This is a genomic window from Thalassobaculum litoreum DSM 18839, from assembly GCF_900102465.1.
GTDB lineage: Bacteria > Pseudomonadota > Alphaproteobacteria > Thalassobaculales > Thalassobaculaceae > Thalassobaculum > Thalassobaculum litoreum.
The window spans coordinates 74,692-87,632 of record NZ_FNBW01000010.1 but is presented as its reverse complement, the minus strand read 5'-3'; the positions used below and the strand labels follow the sequence as shown (position 1 = coordinate 87,632).

The window sequence follows — 12,941 nt, the reverse complement described above, 5'->3', positions numbered from 1 at the left end:
TGGGCCGAGGGAGTCTATCACGGTTGCCCCCCGTCACCGCCGGTCAGCAGGGGGTCAGCCGTCTGCCGGACAGCCTCTAGCATCCCGGCCTGCGGATCGACGACCGGTTTCCACCCCAGGGTCCGCCGCAGGGCGGTGTCGTCGAAGGCACAGGAGCCGCCGAGCCGCCGGCCGGTATCGCCCAGCAGGGCCAGCCCGCGCGCCGGGACGGGCAGCAGCAGCGCCCGGCGGCCGAGCGCGTCGAGAATCCGCCGGGTCAGGGCCCCGGTGGACAGCGCCTCGCCGTCGGTGGCGAAGAAGGTGCGGCCCGCCGCCTCCGGACGTTCCAGACAGGCCAGGGTGGCCGAGGCGAGGTTGTCGCGGTGCAGGAAGGAGCGCCGGTTGCCGGAGATGCCGAGCGGCAGCACCGCCGGCGCGCGGCGCAGGAAGTCGATGATCCGCCGCAGATTGCCGCCGCTTCCCGGCCCGTAGACCGGCGGCGGGCGCAGGATCACCACCTCCAGTCCCGTGTCCGCCAGGGCCCGTTCGGCGGCCAGCTTGGCCCGGCCGTAGGAATCGCCGGGCGCGGGGGCCGCGGTCTCGTCGATGCCGGAAAACGGCGTGGTCTCGCCGGCCGCCTTGACCGAGCTCATGAAGACGAATCGGCGCGCGCCGGCCGCCACCGCCGCCTCGGCAAGCCGTTTCGTTCCGTTAACGATGCTGCCGTCCAGCGTTTCGTCGGACAGGCCGCCCGGCGCGCTGGGGCTGGACAGGTGGATGACCGCCTCGACCCCGGCCAGGGCCGCCGACCACTCCGTCAGCGGGCCGAGATCGCCCACCGTCACCGCCCGGTCGCGCCAGCGCGGGGCCAGACCGGCCGGATCGCGGATGGCGGCGACGGGGTCATGCCCGCCGGCCTCTAGGTCGCGCAGGATCGCCCGGCCCACATAGCCGCTCGCGCCGGTGACCAGGACCTTCATACCGCCGGCTCCGAGGCTCTTGTGCCGACCCGCAGCAGCAGGCCGTAGCACAACCCCGCCACCGCGAGGCCGGCCACGAGGGCTATCCAGGGCTGCACCGGCGCCACCCACCAGGCCAGGGCGATCAGGGCGGCGTTGGCGGCGAGCGTCGCGGCGCAGACCCGGGCATGGCTCCACCCGCCCTGCACCGCGCGCTGATAGGCGTGCTCGCGATGCGCCTCGGTCGGCTTCCTGCCCCGGGCGAGTCGGCGGATCAGGGTCACCGAGGCGTCTATGACGAAGACCAGCGGCAGGACCAGGGCGGCGGCCAGCGCCGGCCCACCGGGGGCGGCGGTGGCGACCAGCAGGTAGCCCATCAGGAAGCCGAGCGGGATGCTGCCGGAATCGCCGAGGAAGATCTTCGCCCTGTGCCAGTTCCAGACCAGGAATCCCAGGGCCGCTCCCAGCGCCGCCGCGCTCGGCGCGAGCAGGGTGGCCGGGGCCAGCCCGAGAAGCGCCAGTCCGCCGACGCCGACCGCGATGGCGCCGGTCTCGCTGCCGACGATCCCGTCGATCCCGTCCATGAAATTGTAGAGATTGATGAACCAGAGCCAGGCCAGGGCGGTCAGGGCCAGATCGAGAGGCTGCGGCAGGTAGGCGGCGAAGGCGCCGTGGCCGTCGAGGGCCCAGAGCCCGCCGGCGACCGCCAGACCATGGGCGGCGAGCCGCACGCCGGCCGACAGGTTGCGCAGGTCGTCGATGAAGGAGACCACCGAGAGGCCGATCGCCAGAGCCAGCGCGATGCCCATGCCGCCGACCGGCGCGCCCTCGACCACGGTGGCACCCAGGGCGACGGTGGCGATGGCGGCGATCACCGCGATGCCGCCGCCGCGCGGGGTCGGGATCACATGGCTGGAACGGTCGTTGGGATGGTCGAGCACCGCCGCGCGCCGCAGCAGGGACAGGACCGCGCGGGTGGCGAGGCAGGAGAGGGCGGCGCCCAGGCCGACGATGATCAGAATCGCAGTCATCGCCAGGGCTTATACACAGCCGGTGCGGGCGGAGATAGGACGCTTTCGGACGACCCGGAAACCTGCGGCTTCAGTGGCCTGGACTACCGCCGGTCCTCGCGGCGCAGGGCCCATTTCACCGAGATCGACTCCAGCGCGCGCAGCTCGGCCAGCGGTACGCCGATGACGATCTGGCGGGTGCGCTGCAGACGGCCGCCCTCGCCGAAATACACGCTCTCGTTCAGGGCCAGCCGTCCGCCGGTGACCCGCAGCCGCCAGCCCCCGCCCGACGGCATGCGCAGCAGCACCGAGGCGCCGTTCTGGATCAGCGAGGCCGAGACCCGGGGGTGCAGATGGAAGCGGATCGCCGCCTCCTGCGGCTTCGCGCCGGGGCCGCCGGTATAGCTCAGAACGTCCTCGCCGCGCAGGTCGTCGCCGCCGGCCGCCAGAAACAGCCGGCGCCGGTGGACGACCGAATGGCTTTCGCGGTAGCCGTCATGCTCGGCCTCGACCCAGACCGCGCCGTCGGCCTCCCAGCGCTCCAGTCGGACCTGGGCCGGACGGCGGCCGAGACTGCCGTCGGCGCGCAGCTCGGTGGTGTTGGTGTCGTCGATCACCAGTCCGGAATGGGCGGCCGACGCGCGCAGCAGCCCCTGCCAGCGCGGATCGCCCGGCGCCGCCCCGCAATTGACCACCAGCCGTTCCTTGCCGACCGAGAACTCCATGCTGAGGGTGCCCGCATGGGCGGTGTCGTCGTCGGCGACCGGGGCACCGGTATCGAGGATGGCGACGGCGCGGCCGGCCACCAGCCGCTCGAACCCGGCCTCCAGGGCCGAGGTCACGGCGCGCGTCTTGGTCTCGGCGCGGGCGATCAGGGTGTCCAGGCGCCAGACCTGACCCTCGGTGGCGCCGTTGAACAGGGCGAGGCCGCCGTCCCCGTGCCGCAGCATGCGGAGCACGCCGGTCATGCGCTGAATGGTCTCGTCCAGGGCAGCGGTGGATTCCCGGCCGGCTGCGCGCAGCGCCGCGCGGGCGTCCACCAGGGCGACCAGGGCGTCGGTCTGCATCGCCGGCGAGCGCGAGCGATGGCCGCCATCGGGCAGGATCTGGGCCCGGATCGCCGCGTCGAGACGGTCGGCCAGGCCCTGGATCTCCTCGCCGTCGGCGCCGAGCGCCACTGCCGCGATCAGGGCGCCGCGCAGGGTCTCCAGCCGGGCGACACCGGGCGGGCCGGCTTCCAGCGCGCGCAGCAGGTGGCGGTACTGGCGGGTCAGGCTCTCCAGCACCCGGCGGCGGAAGTCGTCATCGGCGGAGTCGGCGAAGAAACCGAAGGTATGGACCCAGGCGGCGACGCGGGCGGCCAGCAGATCGGCCCGCCAGGCCAGCCGGTCCCAGCCCGGATACCGCTCGATCCAGGCGCCCACCAGGTCGCGGGCGCGGCGCCGGGCGGCGTCCCCGGCGAGATCGCGCAGGTCGCGCAGCCATTCGAACCGGTGCAGGGCTTCCCGGGCGGCGTCGCTGTAGCCGCTCTGATCCCAGGGATCCGCACCCACCTGCACGGCGGTGCCGCCGACGGCGTAGGTGCCCTCCAGAAGCTCGCGACCGAGGTCGGAATCGCCGGTCCAGGCGTCGGCGACGGCCACGGCCAGCCCGTCCGGCACCGGTCCGGACAGGCGCCAGGCATGCACCGGCGAGGCGAAATAGGCGTCCCGCAGGCGATCCGACAGTCCGCGCCTATCCCGCCGCCTGCTCACCACCGTTCTCCCGTCAGTTGGCGGCCCTGATCGCGGCGATGTTCGCCGCGTAGGCATCGCTCCCGCCCTTGAAGGTGGCGGTTCCGGCGACCAGCACGTCGGCCCCGGCCGCCACGATGCGCCCGGACGTCTCCGCCGTCACCCCGCCATCGACCTCCAGGTGGATGGCGCGGCCGGTGGCGTCGATCCGCTTGCGGACGGCGGCGATCTTGTCGAGCTGGGAGGCGATGAAGGCCTGGCCGCCGAACCCGGGGTTCACGGTCATCACCAGGATCAGGTCGACCATGTCCATCAGATTGTCCAGCGCCTCGACCGGCGTGCCCGGGTTCAGCGCGACCCCGGCCTTGGCGCCCAGCGAGCGGATGAGCTGAAGGGTACGGTGGACGTGCGGGCCGGCTTCCGGATGCACGGTGACGATGTCGGCGCCGGCCTCGATGAAGCCGCCCACATAGGCGTCGACCGGCGCGATCATCAGGTGCACATCGAAGGTCTTCCGCGTATGCGGCCGGATCGCCTTCACGATCGCCGGACCCAGGGAAATGTTCGGGACGAAATGCCCGTCCATCACGTCCACATGGATCCAGTCGGCGCCGGCGGCGTCGATGGCACGGATCTCCTCGCCGAGCTTGGCGAAGTCGGCGGCGAGAATGGAGGGAGCGATCAGCGGAGCGTTGGCCATGGCGGGTCGGTAGCAGGTTGCGTCGGCCGCTTCAAGCGCCTGTGCCCCCGAGCCGCCGATCGGCGCGTCGGCCATGAAAGCGACGGGCGCCCCTCGCTTGCGCGAAGGACGCCCGCACCGGCCGCCGGGAGGGCGGAGGGGGGTTACTCTCCCGGCGCCGGGACCGTGTGATGCGTACCGATATGCTCCGCCTCCGCCGCGTGGCGCAGCGGCCGGTTCCCGGTCAGCGCCCGGGCGACGACGTAGAACACCGGCGTGAAGAAGATCCCGAAGGCGGTCACCCCGATCATCCCGGAGAACACCGTCAGGCCCATGGCGTAGCGCATCTCCGCCCCCGCCCCGGTGGAGGTGATCAGCGGCACCACGCCCATGATGAAGGCCATCGACGTCATCAGGATCGGCCGTAGCCGCAGTCGGCTCGCCTCGATCGCGGCGGCCACGGGACCGCGCCCGGCCAGTTCCAGGTCGCGGGCGAACTCGACGATCAGGATGGCGTTCTTCGCCGACAGCCCGACCAGCACGACCAGACCGATCTGGGTGAAGACGTTGTTGTCGCCGCCGGTCAGCCAGACACCTGTCATCGCCGCCAGCACGCTCATCGGCACGATCAGGATGATCGCCAGCGGCAGGCTCAGGCTCTCGTACTGGGCGGCCAGCACCAGGAAGACCAGCAGGAGGGCCAGCGGGAAGATGATCAGCGAGGAATCCCCCGCCAGGATCTGCTGGTAGGTCAGGTCGGTCCATTCGAAGCTGAAACCGGCCGGCAGGGTCTCCGCCGCGATCCGCTCCACCGCCGCCTGGGCCTGCCCCGACGAGTATCCGGGGGCGGGCGCGCCGCTGACATCGGCGGCGATGAATCCGTTATAGCGCATCGCCTGTTCCGGCCCGACCGCCGGCTCCACGCTCAGCAGGGCCGACAGCGGCACCATGGCGCCGGAGGTCGAGCGCACCTTCAGGGCGCCGATATCCTCCGGCCGGGCGCGGTAGGGGGCGTCCGCCTGCAGCCGCACCGAGTAGGTTCGCCCGAACCGGTTGAAGTCGTTCACATAGAGGCTGCCGAGATAGATCTGCAGCGTCTCGAACACCTCGGTCACCGGCACGCCGAGCTGCTGGGCCTTGGTGCGGTCCAGATCGGCGTAGAGCTGCGGCACGTTCACCTGGAAGTTGGTGAACAGATTGGCCAGCTCCGGCGCCTGCCGGGCGGCGCCCAGGAAGGTCTTCACCGCCGCGTCCAGCGCCTCGTAGCCGTGCGAGGCCCGGTCCTCGATCTGCAGCTTGAAGCCGCCGGTGGTGCCCAGCCCCTGGACGGGCGGCGGCGGGAAGATCACCACGAAGGCGTCCTTGATCGCGCCGTACTGGGCGTTCAGGCGGCCGGCGACGGCCCCGGCGCTGTGGGCCGGTCCCTGGCGCTCATCGAACGGCTTCAGGGTGGCGAAGACGATGCCGGCGCTGGAGCTGTTGGTGAAGCCGGCGATCGACAGGCCGGGGAAGGCGACCGCGTGCTCCACGTCCGGGTCCTCCAGGGTGATCCGGCTCATCTCGCGGATCACGCCCTCGGTGCGGTCCAGAGTCGAGCCGTTGGGCAGTTGGGCGAAGCCGATCAGGTACTGCTTGTCCTGCATCGGCACGAAGCCGCCGGGGACCTGGTTGAAGATGGCGTAGGTCGCGCCCAGCAGCGCCAGGTACAGGCCAACGGTGACCGTCTTGTGCCGGGTCACCCGCGCCACCCCGCCGCCATAGGCGTTGGAGCCGCGCCGGAACACCGCGTTGAAGCCGCGGAACAGCCAGCCGAAGGCGAAGTCCATCGCCCGGGTCAGCCAGTCTTTCGGTGCGTCGTGGCCCTTGAGCAGCAGGGCGGCGAGCGCCGGCGACAGGGTCAGGGAGTTCACCGCCGAGATCACCGTGGAGATCGCGATGGTCAGTGCGAACTGCTCGTAGAACTGGCCGGTCAGGCCGCTGATGAAGGCGAGCGGCACGAACACCGCCACCAGCACCAGGGCGATGGCGACGATCGGACCGGAGACCTCGCGCATCGCCTTGTAGGTCGCGGCCTTCGGCGCCAGCCCTTCCTCGATGTTGCGCTCCACGTTCTCGACCACGACGATCGCGTCGTCGACCACGATGCCGATGGCCAGCACCAGCCCGAACAGGGACAGGGCGTTGATCGACACGCCGAGCAGGTGCATGGCGGCGAAGGTGCCGACCACCGAGACCGGCACGGCCAGGAGCGGGATGATCGAGGCCCGCCAGGTCTGCAGGAACAGGATCACCACCAGCACCACCAGCCCGACCGCCTCCAGCAGGGTGTGGATCACGGATTCGATGGAGGCGCGCACGAACTGGGTCGGGTCGTAGACGATCTCGTAGTCCACGCCCTCGGGCATGTAGCCCTTCAGCTCCGCCATGGTGGCGCGCACGTCGTCGGAGATCTGGATGGCGTTGGACCCCGGCGCCTGAAAGATCGGGATGGCGACCGCCGACTTGTTGTCGAGCAGCGAGCGCAGGGCGTATTCCGCCGCCCCCAGCTCGATCCGGGCGATGTCGCGCAGGCGGGTCACCGCCCCGTCGGTGCCGGTCTTCACGATGATGTCGCCGAACTCCTCCTCGGTCTCCAGCCGTCCCTGGGCGTTCACCGGAAGCTGCAGGTCGACGCCGATCAGGCCCGGCGAGGCGCCGATGATGCCGGCGGCGGCCTGGATGTTCTGCGACCGGATCGCGTCGGCCACGTCGCCGGCGGACAGGCCGCGCTCGGCCACCTTCTGCGGGTCGAGCCAGATCCGCATGGCGTAGTCGCCGGAGCCGAACAGCCGGACCTGGCCCACGCCCTCGATCCGCGCCAGCCGGTCCTTCACGTTCAGGACGGCGTAGTTGCGCAGGTAGGTCATGTCGTAGCGGTCGTTGGGCGAGAGCAGGTGCACGACCATGGTCAGGTCGGGCGAGCTCTTGACCGTGGTCACGCCGAGGCGGCGGACCTCTTCCGGCAGCCGCGGCTCGGCCTGGGTCACCCGGTTCTGCACGAGCTGCTGCGCCTTGTCCGGGTCGGTGCCCAGCTTGAAGGTCACGGTCAGGGTCATCAGGCCGTCTGTGGTGGCCTGGCTGCTCATGTAGAGCATGTCCTCCACGCCGTTGATCGCCTCCTCGATCGGCGTCGCCACGGTGGCGGCGATGACCTTCGGGTTGGCGCCCGGATACTGGGCGTTCACGACGACGGTGGGGGGCACGACCTCGGGATATTCGGAGATCGGCAGGCTGCGCAGGGCGAGCAGCCCGGCGACGAAGATCAGGACCGACAGCACCCCGGCGAAAACCGGACGGTCGATGAAGAATCTGGAGAGGTTCATGTCACGCGTCCGGTTTTCGGGGTGATCGGCGGGAGAGAGCGGCGAGCGAGAGGCGGCGTCAGTTCGACGCCGTCTCCAGCGGCAGGTTCGGGGTCATGGCGACCATCTCGGGGGCGACCAGTGTGCCCGGGCGGACCCGCTGCAGGCCGTTGACGACGATCCGCTCGCCGGCCTCGAGACCGCTGGTCACCACCCGCAGGCGGCCGGCGGTCGGGCCGAGGGTCACCTCGCGATAGGCGACCGTGTCGTCCTCGGCGACGACCAGCACGAACTTCTTGCCCTGGTCGATGCCGACCGCGCGCTCGGTGATCAGCAGCGACCGCTCGGCCACCGCCTTGCCCATGCGCAACCGGGCGAACTGACCCGGGATCAGGAAGCCGCCGGGATTGTCGAACTGGGCGCGGACATGGACCGTGCCGCTGCCGGCATCGACGGTGTTGTCGATGAACTGCAGGTGACCGTGGATCGGATCGGTGCTGCCGAACGGGGCGGCCAGTTCGACCGGGATCCGGCTGACGTCGCGGTTGCCGTCGGCCCCGGTGCCCAGGTCGCGGATCGCCTCCAGCACCACCTGTTCGTCGGCGTCGAAGCTGGCATAGATCGGATCGACCGAGACCAGGGTGGTCAGGGCCGGGGCGCCGGCGCCGGCCGGCACCAGATTGCCCACATCGACCAGGATCTGGCCGACCCGGCCGGAGACCGGCGCCCGGATCTCGGTGTAGCCCAGGTCGAGCTTGGCCCGGCGCAGATCCGCCTCGGCCGCCTGATAATGGGCCTGCGCCTCGCGATAGGCGTTGGTCCGGCTGTCGCCCTCGCGGATCGGCAGGGTGCGGGTCTTCACCAGCTCCTGCGCCCGCTCATGCTCCTTCTTGGTGAAGGACAGCCGCGCCCGGGCGGCGGTGGTCTGTGCCTCGGCCCGCGCCACCTCGGCGGCGAAGGGTTCGGGGTCTATGGTCACCAGCAGGTCGCCCTCCCGGACCAGACTGCCCTCGCGGAAATGCACGGCCCGCACCTGTCCGGCGACCCGGGAGCGGACTTCCACCCGCTCCACCGCCTCCAGGTGCCCGGAGAACTCCTTCCAGCCGACCAGATCCTGCGCTTCGACCGTGGCCACGGACACCGGCACCGCAACCGGCGCCTGAGCGGCCGGCGGCGCCTCGCCCGTGGCGGCTGTCTCCTCGGAATAGGATGGCGAGAGGGCAAGCATTCCGGCGGCAATGATTGCGGCTACCGCGGCCGACCCCAGTATGATTTTGTACCCACGTCCTTTGGAATGTGCACCAGCCATCGGATCGCTTCATGTCTCGTTTTGTACCGATTGGTAAGAAATCGGTTCGGCCGGATATGGAGGGTGGACATGGGTGGATCAAGTACCCACCTTACCGATCGGTACAAAAAAAATCGAGTGGAGGATTCTGGCCATGAGTCGGCCCCGGACATTTTGTGAGGTAACTGCGCTCGACAGGGCCCTCGAGGTGTTCTGGCGCTCCGGGTACGAAGGCGCGTCGATCTCCGCCCTGACCGAGGCGATGGGCATCAACCGGCCGAGCCTCTATGCCACCTACGGCAACAAGGAAGAGCTGTTTCAGAAGGCGCTGGCCCGCTACGTCGATCTGAAGAACGAGTTTTTCGACCAGGCCCTGGCCGAACCCACGGCCCGCGAGATGGTCGCCAAGCTGCTCTACGAGGGTGCGGCGATCCTGACCGATCCGGAGCATCCGGTGGGCTGCCTGTCGGTCCAGGGCGCCCTGGCCTGTACGACGGACACGGAGCGGGTGCACGACGAACTGGCGAAACTCCGGGCGACCTATGAGGCGCGGCTTCGCCAGCGCTTCGAGGAGGAATGCCGCGACGGCCGTCTGCCGCCGGGGACCGACCCGGAGGTGCTGGCCCGGTTCGTGACCACCGTCAGCCACGGCATGTCGGTGCAGGCGAGCGGCGGTGCCACCTGCGAGCAGCTGCGCGAGGTGGCGAAGATGGCCATGCGCGCCTGGCCAGTACCGGACCAGGCCTGAGCCTGAAAGCGCCGTCTCAGTCTTTGACCAGCCGGCAGGCGTAGAAGCCGTCGATCCCGCCGGCATCGGCAAGGTGGTCGGGACGGGTGCGCAGGTCGCCGTCGGCGGTAATCGACTGCGACAGGCCGCCGATCTCGTCGGCCGTGATGGGGACCCGTCGAACCCCCGGGGTGCGGGCGAGCAGGGCGGCGATGCGCTCGGCACCCTCGGCGCTCTCCAGCGAGCAGGTGCAGAACACCACCGTGCCGCCGGGCTTCACCATCGCGACGGCGGCGTCGAGCAGCCGGTCCTGCAACACCACCAACTTGGCCACGTCGCCCTCGCCCTTCAGCCAGGGAATGTCCGGGTGCCGGCGGATGGTGCCCGTGGCCGAGCACGGGGCGTCGAGCAGCACCGCGTCCACCGGGCTTGGCGGGCGCCATTTGGCGGCGTCGGCGGTCACGCAGGTGGCGGCAAGCTGCAGGCGGGCGAGGTTCTCCTGCATCCGCTTGACCCGCCTGGCCGCCCGGTCGACGGCGATCACATGGGCCGCACCGGCGGCGAGCTGCGCGGTCTTGCCGCCCGGCGCGGCGCAGAGATCGACGACGGTCTTACCGGCGACATCGCCGAGCAGACGGACGGGCAGGGCGGCGGCGGCGTCCTGCACCCACCACGCGCCCTCGTCGAAGCCGGGCAGGGCGTCGATCCGGCCCTCGATCGGCCGGCGCAGGGTCCCGGTCTGCAGCACCGTGGCGCCGAGCGTTTCCGCCCACTGGTCGGGATCGGCCTTCACGGTGATGTCGAGCACCGGCTCGCGCTGGACGGCGGCGGCCATGGCCTCGGCAGTCTCGTCGCCATAGGTGGCGCGCCAGTTCCGCGCCAGCCAGGCCGGCAGGGCGTCCAGGGCGGGCAGGGTGTCGATGGTTTCCCGCGCCTCGCGGTCGAGGCGGCGCAGCACGGCGTTGGTCAGCTTGGCGAACTTCTCGTGGCCGCGCGAGCGCACGAGATTGACCGCGCTGTCCACGGCGGCATGGGGGGCGACCTTCAGCACCAGCAGCTCGGTCGCGGCGATCCGCAGCACATCGCGCACGGCCGACGCCTTCAGCGGCAGCGGTTGGGCGAGGCAGCCGTCGATCAGCCGGTCCACATGGCCGAGGCGGCGCAGGGTCGTCGCCACCAGGGTGCGGGCGAAGCCGCGGTCGCGGTCGGGCAGCCAGTTCATGCCGTCATGGGCGACCAGGGCCTCGTCCAGCGGCGTGTTCTTGGCCAGCACCGCACGCAACAGGTCGAAGGCGACGCTGCGGGCGGCGGAGATCTTGGCATCCGCCGGCGGCTCTCCGGGAGCCCCGGGCGGAAGCGGGTCGGGAGTCTGGTCGGTCATGGCGGCGGGTTTGAGCACGACTGGCCCGCCAAGCAAAGGGGAAAGGCGCCCCTCCGCCTCGGTTTCAGCGTGGCGCCACGCCGGTCAGGACCGTGCCGAGGTCGTCCGACAGGGTCTTGCCGAGCCGCACCACACCCGCGTTCTTCGGCAGGCCGGCCAGCTCCGGATGGTCCCGGTCGAACGAGGTCACCACCGCGCAGGGCAGGTCCGCCGTCGCCTTGATCGATCGAATGGCGTTGATCAGGTCGACGCCGGAGATCCCGTCCATCACGGCGGAGGTCAGCACGATATCCGGGCGGTCGGTGACCGACAGGCGCAGGGCATCGTAGACATCCAGCGCCGTCTGGGCCCGGAAGCCGCAATTGGCCAGTTCGCGCGACAGCATGTGGCCCATGGTACGGGCCCGGATCACCACCAGCGCGCGGCCCGGCTTGGCCGACACGCTGGTCGGATCGAAATCCGCCAGGACCGGGAGCCGGCTCTGCATCTTGGCGGCCTGTTTCGGGTCGGGCTCGCGGCCGAGCTCGATCAGATCGGACAGGCAGTCGACGAAGCGCTGGTAGTCCTCGATCGGCAGCGGCGCCTGGTCGAGGGTCGCCGACATGTAGTCTTCGAAGCGGTGGGCGACGGTGGCGACCGTGCGGAAATGGAAGTTCGCGGCCGCGCCCTTAACGCTGTGGATCTCGCGCGACAGGGTCATGATCGCGTCACGGTTGGCCACCTTCGCGCCGGCGAGGTTGGTCAGCGAAACCTGCATCCGGGCAAGCCGGTCCGAGGATTCCCCAAGAAACTCCTGCGTGAGGTTTGCAACGATATCGTCGAAAAGTGCCATTGACCCCATCCCCATCTGCCCGGCGTCCCAAAGCGGGACGGCGCAAAACCCTGCCGCAGGACAGTTAAAGTTTCGTCAACGATGGCTCGAGCGAACTGCGCCGACCGCGTTGACGACGATCCGGGCGGCGGTGAGGGCGGACAATCCGTCCGGGTCGCGCTCGGGGATGAACTCGATCATGTCGAAGGCCCGCAGCCGTGCCTTCGCGGCCACCCCGTGGATCAGCTCGATCGCCTGGGTATAGGTGAGCCCGCCCGGGGTCGGGGCGACGACCGCCTTCATGATCGACGGATCCAGGGCGTCGCAATCCAGGGTGATTAGGCAGTTGGCCCCCGCCGGCACATGCTCCAGCGCCGCCTCGATGCCGTGGCGGTGGATCTCCCGCGCGGTGACGATCTCCGCGCCCCAGGTCTCGGCGATCTGCACCTCCTCCTGCATGGCCGACCCCAGGCCGCGGATGCCGACCTGCACGATCCGATCCACATGGGCCATCTCCGAGGCCCGGCGCATGGTGCTGGAGAAGCCGTATTTCTCGCCGCGCCGCTCGTCGCGCCAGTCGATATGGGCGTCGACCTGGACGATTGTCAGCGGGCCGAGCGGCGCCAGCGCCTCGATGAACGGGATCGGCACGGAATCGTCGCCGCCGATCATGATCGGCACCGCTCCGGCCTGCAGGATGGCGCCGGTCGCCGCCTGAATCTTCTCGCGATTGCCGGCGCCGTCCAGAGAGGCGGTTTTCAGATCGCCGGCATCCAGGAACGCCAGGCTCCCGTCGTCGTCGAGCGGCCGGCCCAGGTCGAAATCCCAGTGATGCGCCCAGCCGGCATCGTGGGTCAGGGCCCGGCGCAGAGTCGCCGCCGTGCCGGCCAGCGCCTCGTTGCTGAACTCCGGATAGGGCGTGCCGTGGGGCGCGCCGAACAGCACGATCCGGGATTCGGCCAGGGGCAGGTCGGCACGGGCGCCGAAGAAGGCGGGCGCGGGGGCGGTGGTGTCGAGGGTCATGGCTTCAAGT

Annotated in this window: 10 protein-coding genes; 1 reads left to right on the top strand and 9 read right to left on the bottom strand. The window is 70.6% G+C overall.

From position 1 onward, the window contains the following. Nucleotides 1–17: 17 nt before the first annotated feature. The 6 genes from BLS34_RS16520 to BLS34_RS16495 all read right to left on the bottom strand — a co-directional run bounded on the left by BLS34_RS16520 (nt 18) and on the right by BLS34_RS16495 (nt 8,929). Nucleotides 18–959, bottom strand: coding sequence for an NAD-dependent epimerase/dehydratase family protein (locus tag BLS34_RS16520; RefSeq protein ID WP_093151968.1), 942 nt, complete (start codon nt 957–959; stop codon nt 18–20). Further along, complete coding sequence (locus BLS34_RS16515) at nt 956–1,969, bottom strand: MraY family glycosyltransferase (RefSeq protein WP_093151966.1); 1,014 nt, start codon at nt 1,967–1,969, stop codon at nt 956–958. Before BLS34_RS16515 ends, BLS34_RS16520 begins: the two co-directional genes overlap by 4 nt. Nucleotides 1,970–2,052: 83 nt before the next feature. Next, complete coding sequence (locus tag BLS34_RS16510; protein WP_175474259.1) at nt 2,053–3,702, bottom strand: heparinase II/III family protein; 1,650 nt, start codon at nt 3,700–3,702, stop codon at nt 2,053–2,055. Between the two features lie 13 nt (nt 3,703–3,715). Then, complete coding sequence (rpe, locus tag BLS34_RS16505) at nt 3,716–4,381, bottom strand: ribulose-phosphate 3-epimerase (RefSeq protein ID WP_093152186.1); 666 nt, start codon at nt 4,379–4,381, stop codon at nt 3,716–3,718. Nucleotides 4,382–4,524: 143 nt separating this feature from the next. Further along, nucleotides 4,525–7,722, bottom strand: a complete 3,198-nt coding sequence (locus tag BLS34_RS16500; protein WP_051245143.1) for an efflux RND transporter permease subunit — start codon at nt 7,720–7,722, stop codon at nt 4,525–4,527. Between the two features lie 58 nt (nt 7,723–7,780). Then, complete coding sequence (locus BLS34_RS16495) at nt 7,781–8,929, bottom strand: efflux RND transporter periplasmic adaptor subunit (RefSeq protein WP_093151962.1); 1,149 nt, start codon at nt 8,927–8,929, stop codon at nt 7,781–7,783. Nucleotides 8,930–9,143: 214 nt separating this feature from the next. Between BLS34_RS16495 and BLS34_RS16490 the strand changes: the two genes are divergently transcribed. Beyond that, entirely contained in the window at nt 9,144–9,737 is a 594-nt protein-coding gene (locus BLS34_RS16490) for a TetR/AcrR family transcriptional regulator (protein WP_038015649.1), read from the top strand. Nucleotides 9,738–9,753: 16 nt separating this feature from the next. Here the strand turns inward: BLS34_RS16490 and BLS34_RS16485 are convergent, their stop codons facing one another. From BLS34_RS16485 to BLS34_RS16475, 3 genes are all read right to left on the bottom strand, one after another. Further along, nucleotides 9,754–11,115: an RsmB/NOP family class I SAM-dependent RNA methyltransferase gene (locus tag BLS34_RS16485; protein WP_245702008.1), complete on the bottom strand. Its 1,362-nt coding sequence runs from the start codon at nt 11,113–11,115 to the stop codon at nt 9,754–9,756. Between the two features lie 46 nt (nt 11,116–11,161). Next, nucleotides 11,162–11,929 carry an Hpt domain-containing protein gene (locus BLS34_RS16480; RefSeq protein ID WP_028795983.1) on the bottom strand — a complete coding sequence of 256 codons (768 nt, stop codon included), beginning with the start codon at nt 11,927–11,929 and terminating at the stop codon, nt 11,162–11,164. 75 nt (nt 11,930–12,004) lie between these two features. Continuing rightward, a complete protein-coding gene (locus tag BLS34_RS16475; RefSeq protein WP_093151959.1) occupies nt 12,005–12,931 on the bottom strand; it encodes an arginase family protein in 927 nt (308 codons plus the stop codon). Between the last annotated feature and the right edge of the window lie 10 nt (nt 12,932–12,941).